The organism is Pseudorhodobacter ferrugineus DSM 5888, assembly GCF_000420745.1.
Classification (GTDB): domain Bacteria; phylum Pseudomonadota; class Alphaproteobacteria; order Rhodobacterales; family Rhodobacteraceae; genus Pseudorhodobacter; species Pseudorhodobacter ferrugineus.
The window spans coordinates 90,629-105,662 of the sequence record NZ_ATVN01000005.1; the positions used below are offsets into that span (position 1 = coordinate 90,629).

Consider the following 15,034-nt stretch of genomic DNA (forward strand, 5'->3'; position numbering starts at 1 on the left):
CGTGCGCGGCCTTCCGTAATACCCCCTCATGTTCGGGCGGGCCCGGATGGCATACGCGGTTGTAGCTCAGTTGGTTAGAGTACCGGCCTGTCACGCCGGGGGTCGCGGGTTCGAGCCCCGTCAACCGCGCCAGCCATCCGCCCGCCCCGAACGTAAAGAAAATGCGCGGTTGTAGCTCAGTTGGTTAGAGTACCGGCCTGTCACGCCGGGGGTCGCGGGTTCGAGCCCCGTCAACCGCGCCATTTTTCTTCTTTCTCCAAAAAACAAAGTCGTTTCCCTACAAGGTTTTGGCCTGCGCCACCTGCGTATAAAAAAGCCTGCACCGTGTTACCGGGGCAGGCCAATCGAGCAAGGGATACGCCCCCACTCAGGCGCAGGGTGCTGCTGTCACTCCACGCTGCTGCGACGCAGCAAAGATTGCGCCGTATAAACCAGAATCGCCGTGCCAACCGCACCCGCCACCGCGATGCCCAAAAACACGATCACATCCACGGGGCCGCCAAGATCGCTGAGCTTGGAACTGGTCACCGCCAGCACAAACCACACCGCCGCAATCGCGCCCAGCGGCATGGACAGTTGCGCCAGCAAGAATTTGCGCCACGATACGCTGCGATCGCGGATCATGACATAAAGATACGCCACAGTGACCAGCACCGCCGCGATCACCATCGCCCAGAACAGCCCAGGGCCAAAGATTTCTTCAAACACGGCCAACAGGGTGCCGAATGTCAGGTCTTTCATCACGTTTCTCCTTTAGGCGCGGCCACGCAACATGGCGTTATAGGTCGGTTTCAGGGCAACTTCCTTCATCAACCAGCTGATCCACAACTCCTCGAGCGGGGCAATGATGCCGGGGAAAGACGGGGTCAGGTTGTTGTTATAGTCAAACTCCACCAGCATCGCGCGGCCGACACGGGTGATCATCGGACAAGAGGTATAGCCGTTATAGGTCAGCACTGGCTCTGTCCCGGTCATCGCGGCGATCAGACCATCCTCCACCACCGGCACCTGCCATTTGACCGAGGCGGCGGTCTTGCCCTTCGGCACTCCGGCCACGTCGCCAAGCGCCCAGATATCGGGATAGCGCAGATGGCGCAGGCTGGCTTTGTCGCATTCAACCCAGCCCTGATCCGTCCATTTATCGGCCCAGCTCAAGCCCGATTGTCTGATCACCTCGGGCGCGCGCTGGGGGGGGATGACGTGGATATAGTCGTAGTCCCGCGTTACCGGTCCGGTGGGCGTGTCAAAAATCGCCGTCTTGGCCCCTGCATCAATGGCGCGCAACACATGGGAATATTGCGGCGCAATGCCGCGGTCGCCAAACAGCATCCGCACCTTTTCCGATACAATAGGCACCCCGAACAATGCATCGTTATTGGCCATATACTGGATGTCCAGCTTGCCTCGGGTGCCGGCGCTGCGGGCGATATCCTCGATCAGGAAGGTGTGTTTCAGCGGCGCCCCTGCACATTTCATCTCGGTCGCGGGGCGGGTGAACAGGCCAACCCCACCCGTCTCGGTATAGGCTTTGGCCGCAGCCCATGTTGCGGCGGCATATTGCGGCCCGGCGTATAGCGCGCCAATCCCGTTCTTCCCGACCATATCCAAGGAAAACCCTTCAATCGCGTCATGGTCCAGCACAAGGCCGGGGGCGACCACCAGAAAATCATAGGGCAGGCTTTGCCCGCTGGCCGTGGTCACGGTTTTGACCTCTGGGTCAATTGCAGCGGCGGCCTCGGCTATCAACGTCACCCCGTCCGGCAGCCAATCAGTGGTTTTCGACGTAACGTAACCGGCCGGTTTCAACCCCGCCGCCACCAGCGACAGACCGGGTTGGTAAATATGCTCCGCACGTTGGTCGAGCAGAGTGATCTGCGCCCCCGAAAGCCTTATCGCCAAGCGGTTCGCAAGTGCCGTCCCCCCAGCTCCCGCACCGATGATGACAATGCGCGCCTTGGTTGCAACCTGCGACAGCGCCGCCTTGGGGACCGTGACAGCCATCGCCGCAGCCCCACCTGCCGCTAGCCCGAAAAACTGCCTGCGGTTCGTCTTTAGCTTGGTCATGGCGTCCTCCACTGAAATCCCACATTCAATATTAAGCATATGTTAAATTTGCGGTGACAGAGTTGATTTGGATCATGCTGCGTGCAGAATTATGGATGCCGCCACGCAGATCAAAGCCGCCAAAGCAGCCCAAACCAAGCACAGATCGGTTTCAAGGATCACAAAGGGCGACAAGCCTATAGCTTGACCCGATACCGCACATGCCCGTCCGTGGGCGTATAGCTGTCATACAGTTTGCGCGCGCGGATGTTGCCTTCATCGGTGTGCCAGTACAATCGCGCATAGCCCTTTGCGCGGCAAATCGCGATCAAATCGTCCATAAGCGCACGGCCAGCGCCTGCACCCCGTGCGGCCTCGGTTAGAAACAGGTCTTCCAGGTAACAATCGGGGGCCATAACCCAAGTCGACAGATGCGTGTGGTGCAACGCAAAGCCCAGCATCCTGTCCCCGTCAAACGCAAAGCGCCCGCGCAGCAGGCTGCCCTGTGCTATGATCCGGCCCCAAGTGGCCGTGGTCACGTCGTCTGCCAGCGTCACATCATAAAACGCCAGATATTGCGCCCAAAGCCCGCGCCATTGGGCTTCGTCTTTGGGCAAAGCATCTCTAATCATCGGGCTCATCGTCCTGCTTTCTTTTCGGCAAAAATATCCCGGGGGGTCCGGGGGGCTGGCCCCCCGGCTATTGGTTTGGTCCGGGGGGGCTGGCCCCCGGCGTCTGTCTTGTTCCGCAAGGGCCTCGCGTCGCGAAACCCTTATCCCGCGGGTCCCTCTAACGGGTACAGACAAGCCCGCGTACGCCCTAATATTTGGTTAACAGAAACTCATAACACGCTGTTTCAAAACAAAATAGCAAAATGTCCGCGCGCGGTCATTTTGCCTGTTTCGTCAGCCGATCCAATATTCTGGCCCAGGACCGGATCCCTTTGTGAAAGCTTTCCAGATCGTATTTTTCATTCGGGGAATGGATTTGATCATCGTCTTTCCCGAACCCGATCAGCATGGCATCCATATCCAGATAGGTCTTGAAATACCCCGCAATCGGGATCGACCCGCCACAGCCCACATAGGCCGCAGCCACGCCCCATTCATCGGTAAGCGCGGCTCTTGATGCCTCAAATGCGGGATGGGACACGCTCATCTGCCCCGCAGGGCTGTTGCCGTGGCCTTTGAACTCGACCGTGCAATCGGCGGGCAGGTTGGCCTGAACATAGGCCCGAAATGCCGCGCGGATCGCAAAGGGGTCTTGCCGTCCCACCAGCCGGAAACTGATTTTGGCATGGGCTTCGGCTGGCAAAACGGTCTTGAACCCGTCCCCCGTATAGCCGCCCCAAATTCCGTTCACCTCACAGGTCGGGCGCGACCAGATCATTTCCAAAGGCGTGCGGTCCACCTCGCCCGCAGGCACCGACAGGCCGACATCGCCAAGGAAACGGGCATGATCAAAGGCCAGCCCCTGCCACTGGGCCCGCATTTCATCCGACAGTTCCGGCACCCCATCGTAAAACCCGGGCACGGTAATGCGCCCGTTTTCATCATGCAGCCCCGCGATGATCCGGCTGAGGACACGGATCGGATTGCGCGCCACCCCGCCATACATGCCGGAATGCAGGTCTTTGCTGGGGCCGTGAATGGTCAATTCTTCGCCCAGCAACCCGCGCAGCATGGTCACGATGGCGGGGGTTTTGGATTCGAACAGCCCCGTGTCACAAATCAACGCCACATCGGCGCGCAGCTCGTCTGCGTTCTCTTCCATAAAGGGGATCAGGGACGGAGAACCGGATTCCTCCTCTCCCTCCAGAAAAATCGTCAAGCGGCAGGGCAAGGTGCCATGTTTGGCCTTCCACGCGCGGCACGCCTCCAAAAACGTCATCAACTGGCCTTTGTCATCCGACGCGCCGCGCCCGCGAATGACGCGGCCTGCGGGGGTGTCCTCGATCTGCGGATCAAAGGGGTCGCGGTCCCATAGGTTCAGGGGATCGACGGGCTGCACATCGTAATGCCCGTAAAACAAAAGGTGTGGGCCGGTGGCCCCGTCCGGATTATAATGCGCGACAACCATCGGATGCCCGGGCGTGGGCCGTTTGCTGGCGTCAAAGCCAAGCGAAATCAGATCATCTACCAACCAATCGGCCGCGCGGTCACAATCGGCCTTGAAGGCGGGATCGGTCGAAATAGACGGGATGCGCAGCAGGTCCAGCAAGCGCGCGGTGGCGTCTGGCAAGGCTTCATCAATTTTGGCAAGAACAGCATCAAGCGACATCGCGCATCTCCGATTTGTGACTTTGGGCGCAGAGTATCAGCCACGCCGCCCCTGTCCAGAGCCGCAAAAATCCGTTAAACCCCTTGCAACACAAGGTTCGCCCCAAACGCAGGAGCATTTGCAATGAAATTGATGACACAGCGCATTTTAGCGGCAAGCGCCGCTTTGATCACATTGGCAGGTGCCGGCTTTGCCGAACCTGTCACCGGAAAAGTGGCCGAAAAACAGGTGTTTTCCCCCACGGGGTCTGAGGTTGAGATGCTGCCCGTCGCAGGGCTGTCACCGGAAAGTGCTGCCCTTTTGCAGCAGGTTGTTGGCGACTATGCCTATTATGCCGCCGCAGCGATCGCGCCGGATGAGGATATCTTGAAATCCGAGGCAACAATGCTTGTAGCCAATCATCACAGCATTGAGGCCGCGTCTGCGGCAGCGCTTGCCGGTTGCGACAAGGTTCGTCAGGGCGGAAGCCCCTGTGTGGTTGCAGCCATCGTGCGCCCAAAGGGCTGGGAAGCGCGCGCGCTTCAACTGTCCGTCGAAGGGACGGTGGCCTTGGTAAACGACTATGGCAAAAAGGGCGAGCGTGCGATGGCGACCAGTGCCCAAACCGGCTTTTTCGCCTTGGCACAGGGGGCAGGTGCCCAAACAGCGGCCGTGCAAGCCTGCAATGATAAAGGCGCCACCGATTGCGCGATTTCTGTTTCTGACGCCGAGTAACGGAGAAAAGTGACAAAAGGGGGCGTCAAAATGCCCACTATGAGATACAGAGTTTGATGAATATCAAGGTGGTCATCGCGAATCTGCCGCAATCTGCCCCAACTTGCCTTGGATTATCCTGATTCGTTGCAAGACGCTTGGAGATACTTATGAATTATGAAGCCGCCCTCGATGCCGCCCTGAACCGATTGCACGAAGAGGGCCGGTATCGCACCTTCATTGATATCGAGCGTCGCAAAGGGGCCTATCCTTCGGCTGTTTGGCGCAAAACCGACGGGACAGAAAAGGATATTACCGTTTGGTGCGGCAATGACTATTTGGGCATGGGCCAGCATCCGGTGGTTTTGGCCGCAATGGCCGAGGCGTTGGAAGCAACGGGTGCGGGATCTGGTGGTACACGCAATATTTCCGGCACTACGGTGTACCATAACCGGCTAGAGGCCGAGCTGGCCGATCTGCACGGCAAAGAGGCTGCTTTGGTGTTCACATCGGCCTACAACGCCAATGACGCGACGCTTTCGACGCTGCCAAAGCTGTTTCCCGGCCTGATCATTTATTCCGATGGGCTGAACCATGCGTCGATGATCGAAGGTGTGCGCCGCAACGGTGGCGCCAAGCGGATTTTCCGTCATAATGATGTTGCCCATCTGCGCGAATTGTTGGCCGCCGACGATCCGGCCGCGCCGAAAATGATCGCGTTCGAGTCTATCTATTCGATGGACGGCGATTTTGGCCCGATCAAAGAGCTGTGCGATCTGGCCGATGAATTTGGCGCGCTGACCTATATTGACGAGGTTCACGCCGTTGGCATGTACGGGCCGCGCGGGGCAGGGGTTGCCGAACGTGACGGGCTGATGCACCGCCTTGATATTATCAACGGCACCTTGGCCAAGGCTTATGGCGTGGCGGGTGGGTATATCGCCGCGTCGGCAAAAATGTGTGATGCGGTGCGGTCCTATGCGCCTGGGTTCATTTTCACCTCGTCGATGCCGCCTGCGGTCGCGGCAGGTGCCGCGGCTTCTGTGCGCTATTTGAAAACCGCGCAGCATTTGCGCGATGCGCAGCAGTTGCATGCGCGCATCTTGAAAGATCGGCTGAAATCTATCGGGCTGCCGCTGATCGACCATGGCAGCCATATTGTGCCCGTGCATGTCGGTAACCCTGTGCATTGCAAGGCTTTGTCCGACATGTTGCTGGAGCGATTCGGCATTTATGTGCAGCCAATCAACTTTCCGACAGTGCCGCGCGGCACCGAACGGTTGCGGTTTACCCCGTCACCTGTTCACGATGCGGCACAAATTGACGGTTTGGTGAAGGCAATGGACACGCTTTGGCAGCAATGTGCGCTGAATCGTGCCGAGTTGTCGGCCTAAGTTGTTCTGCGGATGCAAACTCAGTTGCTTTGTGCTAAGTTATCCACAATACGAAGGTTATGGGTCGATGGAAAAACGACTCGAACGTGGTTTGGGGCAGTTGTGGGGCAAATTTTATGATCGGCCGGAGGAAAGCGCCTTCGACGTCTGAGATCGACAAGCCTAAAGGTTTTGACGATTTCGAGTTGCGTCTTGGTGATCTTATGCGCGGTGAGCGTGCGACCTTGGGCAAATCATTGCTGGATGTTCAACGCGAGTTGAAGGTCAAAGCGACTTATGTTGCCGCCATTGAAAATTGCGATGTGTCTGCCTTTGAAACCCAAGGCTTTGTTGCCGGATATGTGCGGTCTTATGCGCGCTATCTGGGGATGGATCCCGATTGGGCTTATGCCAAGTTTTGCCGCGAAGCGAATTTTACCTTGGCGCATGGCATGTCGGCGGCGGCATCGCCCGCCCGTATTTCGCAGGCCCGCAGCAAGGTTCAGGATTTTGGCGACCCGCTGGCAAATCCGAATGCATCCTTTGTGCCCCGCAGCGAGACGATGTTTTCGCGTGTTGAACCCAGTGCGATCGGCTCGCTTTTGGTGCTGTTGGGTCTGATCGGTGGCCTTGGCTATGGCGGTTGGTCGGTTTTGCAAGAGGTGCAGCGCGTGCAGCTTGCCCCCGTGGATCAAGCCCCACAAGTGGTGGCCGAGATTGACCCACTGGGCAATGTGCAAGGCGTGGCACCCTTGGTACGCTCTGCCCCCGAAGCCCCGGTTGCGGAACCCGCATCGGCGCAAGACACGCTTGCCGCTGATATCACAGCGCCGGTTCGGTCAGACCGTCTGTACCGCCCGCAAGCTTTGGATGTGCCGGTTCTGACGTCACGTGATGGCCCGATTGCGGCGATTGACCCGCAGCGCGGTGAAACCTTGGTTGCCGCCGCTGTTGAACCTGTGACGGGCGAAACCGACGTTGGAACTGATGTACAAGTCGTGGCATCGGACCCGAACACTGTTGAATTGCTGGCTGTGCGCCCGTCTTGGGTGCGTGTGTCTTCGGCCGATGGCACGGTTTTGTTTGAAAAAGTGCTGGACGCCTGCGAACGCTATTCGGTTCCCTTGCTCGAGGATGCGCCTGTATTGCGGGCTGGCAACTCCGGATCGGTTTATTTCACGGTCAATGGCAAAACCTTTGGCCCTTCGGCTCCGGGCGCGCAGGTCGTGAAAAACGTTGTGTTGACTGCCGAAGCTGTACAGGGAACTTTCCCTGCGGTCGAAGCCGGCCAATCTGTGGCTGTGGCCGATGCCAACAATGCCTTGGTGCTTTGCCCGTCCAGCCCGTCTTTGTGATCGGTTTCGCGGCCTAAGGGCGTTGCCCTTGCGCCGCTTTCGCCCTAGCTAAGGGGTAACCGCAATCACCGCATGAGTGCTGCCTATGACACATAATCCCATCCGACCCTGGCGCAATATTGCCCGCCGCAAATCCCGCCAGATCATGGTGGGCAAGGTGGCGGTTGGCGGGGATGCACCGATTTCCGTGCAAACCATGACCAACACCCTGACCACCGATATCAAAGCCACGATTGAACAGATCCAGCGCTGTGCCGTGGCGGGTGCCGATATCGTGCGTGTGTCTGCGCCTGATCGCGAAAGCGCCTTGGCCCTGCGTGAGATTTGCTACGAATCTCCCGTGCCTATCGTCGCCGATATTCATTTCCACTACAAACGTGCGATTGAGGCTGCCGAGGCGGGGGCTGCGTGTTTGCGCATCAATCCCGGTAATATCGGCGATTCGTCGCGCGTGCGCGAAGTGATCAAGGCTGCCAAGGACCATGGCTGTTCTATCCGTATTGGCGTAAACGCCGGGTCACTGGAGCGTCATCTACTTGATAAATATGGCGAACCTTGCCCTGATGCGATGGTGGAATCGGGTTTGGACCATATCAAGATTTTGCAAGACAATGATTTTCACGAATTCAAGATCAGCGTGAAGGCGTCAGATGTGTTCATGGCCGCTGCCGCCTATCAACAACTGGCCGATGTTACCGATGCGCCGATCCATCTCGGCATTACCGAGGCAGGCGGCCTACAGTCCGGCACCGTGAAATCCGCGATCGGCCTTGGCAACCTCTTGTGGTCCGGTATCGGCGACACGATCCGCGTGTCCCTGTCCGCCGATCCGGTCGAAGAGGTGAAGGTCGGGTTTGAAATCCTAAAATCACTTGGCTTGCGCCACCGTGGTGTGACCATCATTTCCTGCCCGTCTTGTGCGCGCCAAGGCTTTGACGTGATCAAAACAGTAACCGAACTTGAAAACCGCTTGGCCCATATCACCACCTCGCTCAGCCTTTCCATCATCGGCTGCGTGGTCAATGGCCCTGGCGAGGCTTTGATGACCGATATCGGCTTTACCGGCGGTGGGGCAGGGTCGGGGATGGTCTATCTTGCCGGCAAACAAAGCCATAAACTGGGCAATGACGGCATGATTGACCACATCGTCGAACAGGTCGAAAAGAAGGCGGCAGAGCTTGAGGCCGCAGAGCTTGCGGTCGCAGAACAAGCGTCGAAGGCGTTGCTATAACTTCGCCTTCATCTTGGTAAAAATACTCCACGGGGGTCCGGGGGTGGGAAACCCCCGGCGCTGGTCGGTAAAAACCAACCTCAGCCTTTGCGCTGACCCTCCACGATCTGGCGCATCCCGTCCAGCGGCACATAGCCGCGCACCAATGTCTGGTCGATTACAAAGGTCGGCGTGCCATTGATGTCCAGCCGCTGCGCCAGCGCGCGGTTTGCCTCGATCACCGAGGTCACCTCGGGCGCGTCCATATGCGCCACAACCGCCGCCACATCTTTCAGCCCAACCTCGGCGCCAAGGGTGGCAAGGCTTTCATTGGTCACATCGCCCTTCATCACCATCAGCGCGTCATGGGCTTTCTCATAAGCCTCGGCCCCTTCAACCTGCAGCACTGCCACGGCAAAGCGGGATGCCATCTCGGATTGTGGCCCAAGGATCGGGAACTCTTTGACAACAAAGCGGATATTGCCGTCTGATTTGATCAGCTCGGACACTTTCTCGAACGCTTTTTTGCAATATCCGCAGCGGTAATCCATGAATTCCACCAAGGTGATATCGCCGTCAGGATTGCCACCCACCCAGCTTGCCGGATCATTCAAAATCTCGTCGGAATTGGCCGCCAGCAGCGCCAGATCATTGTTGGCCTCTTCATCATTGCGCCGCTCTTCCAGGACCGCGATTGCTTCCATCAGCACCTCGGGGTTTTCCATCAGATAGGCCCGCACTTCGGCGCGGAAATCCGTGCGCTCGGCATCCGACAGTTTGCTTTGCGCAAAGACGGGCGTTGCAAGGGCCAAGGCAAGGGCTGTGGTGGCGATCAGTTTTTTCATGCATATGCTCCGGTGACACGGGGGGGACGGCCCCGTCATGGTTGACCTTTTCCCCCTCATGCCCGATTGCAGGGGGGCAGGGCAACCCAATTGCCCGTGACCAAACGCAGCATAGGGGCGAAAAGATGCGAGTATCAAGGCGCGGGGCCGTTGATCCCTTTATTGTGATGGATGTGATGGAAGCCGCACGCGCAGCCGAGGCCGCAGGGCGCAGCATCATCCATATGGAAGTAGGCCAACCCGGCACACCCGCACCCAAAGGCGCGCGCGATGCGGTGACGGCGGCGATGGGGCATGGTGCGCTTGGTTATACCGTGGCGCTTGGCCTGCCAGAGCTTCGCGCAGGCATCGCGGCGTTGTACCAACGCTGGTACGGCGTAACGCTGGACCCTGCGCGTGTAGTAGTGACTTCGGGGTCGTCTGCGGCCTTCCTTTTGGCCTTTACCGCGCTGTTTGAGGCGGGCGACCGTGTGGGTCTGGGCGAGCCGGGCTATCCATCGTATCGCCAAATCCTGCGGGCCTTGTCGCTGACCCCCGTGGGTATTCCGGCGAGCGTTATGAACCGCCTGCAACCGACCCCTGCCGATATGGCTGGCATTCAAATGGCTGGGATGATCGTGGCCAGCCCCGGCAACCCATCGGGCACCATGCTGGACCATGCAGCCCTCAAGTCGCTGATGGATCATTGTGCGGCGCATGACATTGCCTTTATCTCGGATGAGATTTACCACGGGCTGCATTACGGCGACCGTGCGACCTCGGCCTTGGAAATCAGCGATGATTGCTACGTCATCAACTCCTTTTCTAAATATTTCAGCATGACAGGCTGGCGCGTGGGCTGGATGGTGGTGCCGCAGGACCATGTGCGGCTGATCGAACGGCTGGCGCAAAACATGTTCATTTGCCCGCCCCATGCCAGCCAAATCGCCGCCCTTGCCGCCTTGGATTGCGTGCCCGAGCTGGAGGCCAACCGCACCGTTTACGCCCAGAACCGCCAATTGATGCTAGAGGGCCTGCGCGCGGCGGGTTTTACCAAAATCGCGCCCCCCGATGGGGCGTTCTATATCTATGCCGATGTGTCGGATCTGACCGATGACAGCCTTGGTTTTGCAGCACAAATCCTTGAACAGGCGGGTGTAGCTGTCACCCCCGGGCTGGATTTCGACCCCGTTCGCGGCGCGCAGACCTTGCGCTTTTCCTATGCCCGCAGCACGGAGGAGATCATGACGGGGCTTGCGCGGCTGGCAGCGTTTATGGGCCAGTATTCCAAGCTGTGAATTTACATTCGGCCGCACAACCCGGATAAAGGTGCAAAACGGGGGAAGCATGCGGGCAGTATTGGGCATAATCGCGACGATCTGGATGGGTGCGGCACCCGTTTGGGCGCAGGACCTGTCAGCGATTGCGCGGCTTTTGCCCGAAACATCAAGCATTACAGACAGCGGGCGCGGGGTGTCGCTTGACCTGACCATTTCACAATCGGTGCCGTGGCGGGTGCGGGTGCTGGACACGCCGCCGCGCCTGATCCTTGACACGCGCGAGGTGGATTTTGCGCAAATCGCCGCAGTTCCGCGCCGTAGTGATGCCGTGGTTGATTTGCGCGCAGGCGTGTTTCGCCCGGGCTGGTCGCGGCTGGTGTTGGAGCTGTCGGGGCCATTCGCGGTCAAATCGGCGGCAATGGATACGGCAGGGACAGAGGGAGCGCGGATCAACGTAACCCTTGCCCCAGCGTCGCAGCAGGATTTCGCCGTCCTTGCTGCTGCCCCCGAACCCGAAGGCTGGGCCTTGCCGAAACCTGCTGATGTGCCAAAAGTCCTTCCACACGGGGCAGGGCCGCTGGTTGTGGTGCTGGACCCCGGCCACGGTGGCATCGACCCCGGCGCCGAAAACGATGGCCACCGCGAAGCTGATCTGGTCCTTACTTTTGCGCGCGAATTCAAAGAGGCCTTGCAGCGCAGTGGTGATTTTCTGGTGATCCTGACCCGCGACGAGGATGTTTTCGTCCCACTCGAGGCGCGGATATCGGTGGCGCGTGCGGCGGGGGCCAATGTGCTGATCTCGCTTCATGCCGATGCTTTGGCCGAAGGCGATGCCTCGGGGGCGACGCTCTACACGCTTTCAAATGATGCGACAGATGAGGCGTCCAAAGCCCTTGCCGAACGCCACGACCGTGATGATCTGCTGGCCGGGATTGATTTGACCGAACAAGACGATCTGATCGCCCATGTGCTGATGGATATGGCCCGCACCCAAACCACGCCGCGGGTGGATAGGCTAGCCGAGGCTTTGAAAGCCGAAATTAAGGCCGAAGGCCTACGGATGCACCGAAAACCGATCCAATCCGGTGGGTTTTCGGTGCTCAAATCACCCGATATTCCGTCTATTCTGATCGAACTGGGGTTTTTATCGTCCGACCGTGACCTGGCCCATTTGACCGACCCCGCGTGGCGCGCAAGGATGATTGCAGCACTGGGTACGGGTTTGACCAAATGGGCCGCAGCCGAGGCGGCCTTGAATGGCGGCCAATAGGCCAAATGTGATGAGTTCCCGATAAATTGCGCAAGATCACGCCATGATGATGGGGAGTTCTTTTGACCCCACTCTATATGCTCTATATAGGTCTGATCGGATAATATGGGGAATATGCCTTGATACGGTTCATTGGGTCATTTTTTGGCGGCATTTTCACTTTGCTGACGCTGGGCGTGTTTTTCGCAGCCCTGTCGATTGGCGCGATTTTCTACATGTACAGCCGCGACTTGCCCAGCCACGAAAGCCTGGCCCAATACGCGCCGCCCACCATCAGCCGCGTCTATTCGGGCGAAGGCAGCATGATGGACGAATTCGCCAAGGAACGCCGGATTTTTGTCAGCAGCGAGGAAATCCCCGAGCTGATCAAACACGCCTTTATCAGCGCCGAGGACAAGAATTTTTACACCCACCACGGCTATGACGCGCGCGGTATTGCTGCGGCAGCGATTGAGGCGGTGCGGTCGCGCGGCGAAACGGTGCGCGGTGCGTCCACCATCACGCAGCAGGTCATGAAAAACTTTCTTTTAGGTGGAGAGCGCAAAGCCGAACGCAAGATCAAGGAGATCATTCTTGCGACACGGATTGAAGAAACGCTGAGCAAGGAAAAGATTCTTGAGCTGTATCTGAACGAGATTTTCCTGGGCCAGAACTCTTATGGTGTGGCTGCTGCTGCGCAGACCTATTTCAATAAAACCCTAAGCGAACTTGCCCCGCATGAGGCAGCGATGCTGGCCTCGATGCCGCAAGCGCCGGGCAAATACCACCCCGTCACCGCCAAAAAGCGTGTGACCGAACGGCGCGATTATGTGCTGCGCGAAATGTGGCAGAACGGTTATATCGACGAGGCGACATATCGGTCGGAAAAGGAACTGCCGCTGAAATCGGTCCAAAACGGCGATTTTCCGGCGTTCCGCGATGCCCTTCCACCGCGCGATTATTTCTCCGATGAAATCCGCCGCCAACTGTCCGGCACCTTTGGCGAGGATGAGTTTTTCGGCGGTGGTCTGACCATCCGCGCAACCGTTGACCGCGAATTGCAAACCGAGGCCGCCAAGGCGTTACAGGCGGGTCTTGAAGGGTTTGACCGCGGGCAGGGCATCTGGAATGGCACCCGCCGCGTGATTGACCCCAGCCTGCTGTCGTCTGAGGAAGGCTGGCGCGAGGCGCTGGCCGCCGCCGATGTTGCCCGCGATATTGATGGCTGGAAAGCGGCGATCGTGCTGGAAATCGGCGAAACATCGGCGCGGATCGGGATTGAAGGCGTGGCCGAAGACGAAGACGGCCACTTTATTCCGCCGGAAGATGTGACTTGGGCGCGCAAACGTCAGGCCGATGGCCGGCTTGGCAAAAAGGCCACTGTGGCGGGCGATCTGGTCAGTGTGGGTGATGTGGTGCATGTGCGCGCCATGACCAAAGATGACGATGGCAGCTTTATCCGTTGGACTCTGCGCCAAGTGCCCGAGGTGCAAGGTGCTTTCATGGCGATGGACGTGGATTCTGGCCGCGTTTTGGCCATGCAGGGCGGGTTTTCCTATCAGCATTCGGTGTTCAACCGCGCCACACAGGCGCAACGCCAGCCCGGTTCCAGCTTTAAGCCCTTTGTCTATGCGGCGGCACTCGACAGCGGCTTTACCCCCGCCACCATCGTTGTCGATGCGCCGATCGAGGTGAACACCCCGCAAGGCATCTGGCGGCCACGCAACTCGTCCAACAAATTCTATGGGCCAACCCCTGTGCGCACGGGGATTGAACAGTCACGCAACCTGATGACAATTCGTATCGCCGAAGAAATCGGCATGGATGTGGTTGCAGGCTATGCCGAACGCTTTGGCGTTTATGACAAAATGGGCCAGTTTCTGGCCAACGCGCTGGGGTCGGAAGAAACCACCTTGTTCAAGATGGTCGCGGCCTATGCGATGTTTGCCAATGGCGGCGAACGCGTGGAACCGACGCTGGTGGACCGCGTTCAAGACCGTTATGGCCGTACCGTTTATCGCCATGACCAGCGCAAATGCGACGATTGCCAATTGGCATCGTTGAACCCGAACGAACTGCCCGACATAAGTTCAAGCCGTGAACGCGTGATGGATGCAATTACCGCCTATCAGCTGACCTCGATGATGGAAGGTGTTGTTGTTCGCGGCACTGCCAAGGGCATCAACTTGCCGGTGCCGATTGCAGGCAAAACCGGCACCACGAATGACGCCAAAGATGTATGGTTCGTGGGCTTTTCGTCGAACATCGCGGCGGGCTGCTATATCGGCTATGACAGCCCGCGCAGCATGGGCAAGGCCTATGGCGGCACCCTTTGCGGCCCTGTCTTTGAGCGTTTTATGAAAACGGCCGTGGCGAAATATGGCGGAACCAAATTTAAGGTGCCACCGGGCGGCTATTTCAAGAAAATCGACCGCTTTACCGGCGCGGTTCTCTCTGACGATGCCACGGGCGACAATGTGATTTCGGAATACTTCCGTGAAGGCGAAGACCCGATCAACAGCCTTGGCATGATGGTCGATGGTGGGTTTGGTATGGGTTCCAACCTGCCACTTTTTGCCTATGGTGAAACGGATACGGGTGGCGATTCGGGACAATCGGTCACGACCGCCAGCGGCAAAACCAAGGTGCTGCCGAAAAAGGCAGACTTTGGCACGCTCAGTTCCGGCGGGCTTTATTAACGGGTGGCGGTAACGAGTGGGCTGGCGG

Annotated in this window: 12 protein-coding genes and 2 tRNA genes; 9 read left to right on the plus strand and 5 right to left on the minus strand. The window is 58.5% G+C overall.

The annotated features are described in order from the left end of the window. The first annotated feature begins 55 nt into the window (after positions 1–55). Together G560_RS0106265 and G560_RS0106270 are read left to right on the plus strand one after the other, a co-directional pair. Positions 56–132: transfer RNA gene (locus G560_RS0106265), tRNA-Asp, on the plus strand. A gap of 33 nt (positions 133–165) precedes the next feature. After that, positions 166–242, plus strand: a tRNA-Asp gene (locus tag G560_RS0106270). A gap of 145 nt (positions 243–387) precedes the next feature. On the opposite strand, the gene G560_RS0106275 is transcribed toward G560_RS0106270, so the two are convergent. From G560_RS0106275 to G560_RS0106295, 4 genes are all read right to left on the minus strand, one after another. Then, the gene (locus G560_RS0106275; RefSeq protein WP_022703458.1) at positions 388–741 is read right to left on the minus strand and encodes a DUF5368 domain-containing protein; all 354 of its coding nucleotides are present in this window, start codon (positions 739–741) and stop codon (positions 388–390) included. Between the two features lie 12 nt (positions 742–753). Further along, positions 754–2,064, minus strand: a complete 1,311-nt coding sequence (locus G560_RS0106280; RefSeq protein WP_028913798.1) for an NAD(P)/FAD-dependent oxidoreductase — start codon at positions 2,062–2,064, stop codon at positions 754–756. A gap of 176 nt (positions 2,065–2,240) precedes the next feature. After that, entirely contained in the window at positions 2,241–2,684 is a 444-nt protein-coding gene (locus tag G560_RS0106290) for a GNAT family N-acetyltransferase (RefSeq protein ID WP_022703461.1), read from the minus strand. A gap of 247 nt (positions 2,685–2,931) precedes the next feature. Continuing rightward, positions 2,932–4,323: a M20/M25/M40 family metallo-hydrolase gene (locus G560_RS0106295; RefSeq protein ID WP_022703462.1), complete on the minus strand. Its 1,392-nt coding sequence runs from the start codon at positions 4,321–4,323 to the stop codon at positions 2,932–2,934. 123 nt (positions 4,324–4,446) lie between these two features. On the opposite strand from G560_RS0106295, the gene G560_RS0106300 reads away from it, so the two are divergent. From G560_RS0106300 to ispG, 4 genes are all read left to right on the plus strand, one after another. Beyond that, the gene (locus G560_RS0106300; protein WP_022703463.1) at positions 4,447–5,037 is read left to right on the plus strand and encodes a hypothetical protein; all 591 of its coding nucleotides are present in this window, start codon (positions 4,447–4,449) and stop codon (positions 5,035–5,037) included. A 149-nt stretch (positions 5,038–5,186) separates the two neighbouring features. Continuing rightward, positions 5,187–6,410, plus strand: coding sequence for a 5-aminolevulinate synthase (gene hemA / locus G560_RS0106305; protein ID WP_022703464.1), 1,224 nt, complete (start codon positions 5,187–5,189; stop codon positions 6,408–6,410). Positions 6,411–6,526: 116 nt separating this feature from the next. Then, on the plus strand, positions 6,527–7,744 hold the full coding sequence (locus G560_RS0106310) for a helix-turn-helix domain-containing protein (RefSeq protein ID WP_028913800.1): 1,218 nt from the start codon (positions 6,527–6,529) through the stop codon (positions 7,742–7,744). Between the two features lie 85 nt (positions 7,745–7,829). Then, positions 7,830–8,975 (plus strand): flavodoxin-dependent (E)-4-hydroxy-3-methylbut-2-enyl-diphosphate synthase, encoded by a 1,146-nt coding sequence (ispG, locus tag G560_RS0106315; RefSeq protein ID WP_022703466.1) that lies wholly within the window; start codon positions 7,830–7,832, stop codon positions 8,973–8,975. Between the two features lie 80 nt (positions 8,976–9,055). On the opposite strand, the gene G560_RS0106320 is transcribed toward ispG, so the two are convergent. Beyond that, positions 9,056–9,799: a DsbA family protein gene (locus G560_RS0106320; protein ID WP_022703467.1), complete on the minus strand. Its 744-nt coding sequence runs from the start codon at positions 9,797–9,799 to the stop codon at positions 9,056–9,058. 125 nt (positions 9,800–9,924) lie between these two features. Here G560_RS0106320 and G560_RS0106325 point away from each other — a divergent pair, with 125 nt between their 5' ends. From G560_RS0106325 to G560_RS0106335, 3 genes are all read left to right on the plus strand, one after another. Further along, positions 9,925–11,076 carry a pyridoxal phosphate-dependent aminotransferase gene (locus tag G560_RS0106325; RefSeq protein ID WP_022703468.1) on the plus strand — a complete coding sequence of 384 codons (1,152 nt, stop codon included), beginning with the start codon at positions 9,925–9,927 and terminating at the stop codon, positions 11,074–11,076. A 49-nt stretch (positions 11,077–11,125) separates the two neighbouring features. After that, positions 11,126–12,328, plus strand: coding sequence for an N-acetylmuramoyl-L-alanine amidase (locus tag G560_RS0106330; RefSeq protein ID WP_022703469.1), 1,203 nt, complete (start codon positions 11,126–11,128; stop codon positions 12,326–12,328). A gap of 119 nt (positions 12,329–12,447) precedes the next feature. After that, entirely contained in the window at positions 12,448–15,006 is a 2,559-nt protein-coding gene (locus G560_RS0106335) for a penicillin-binding protein 1A (protein WP_022703470.1), read from the plus strand. Positions 15,007–15,034: the final 28 nt, after the last annotated feature.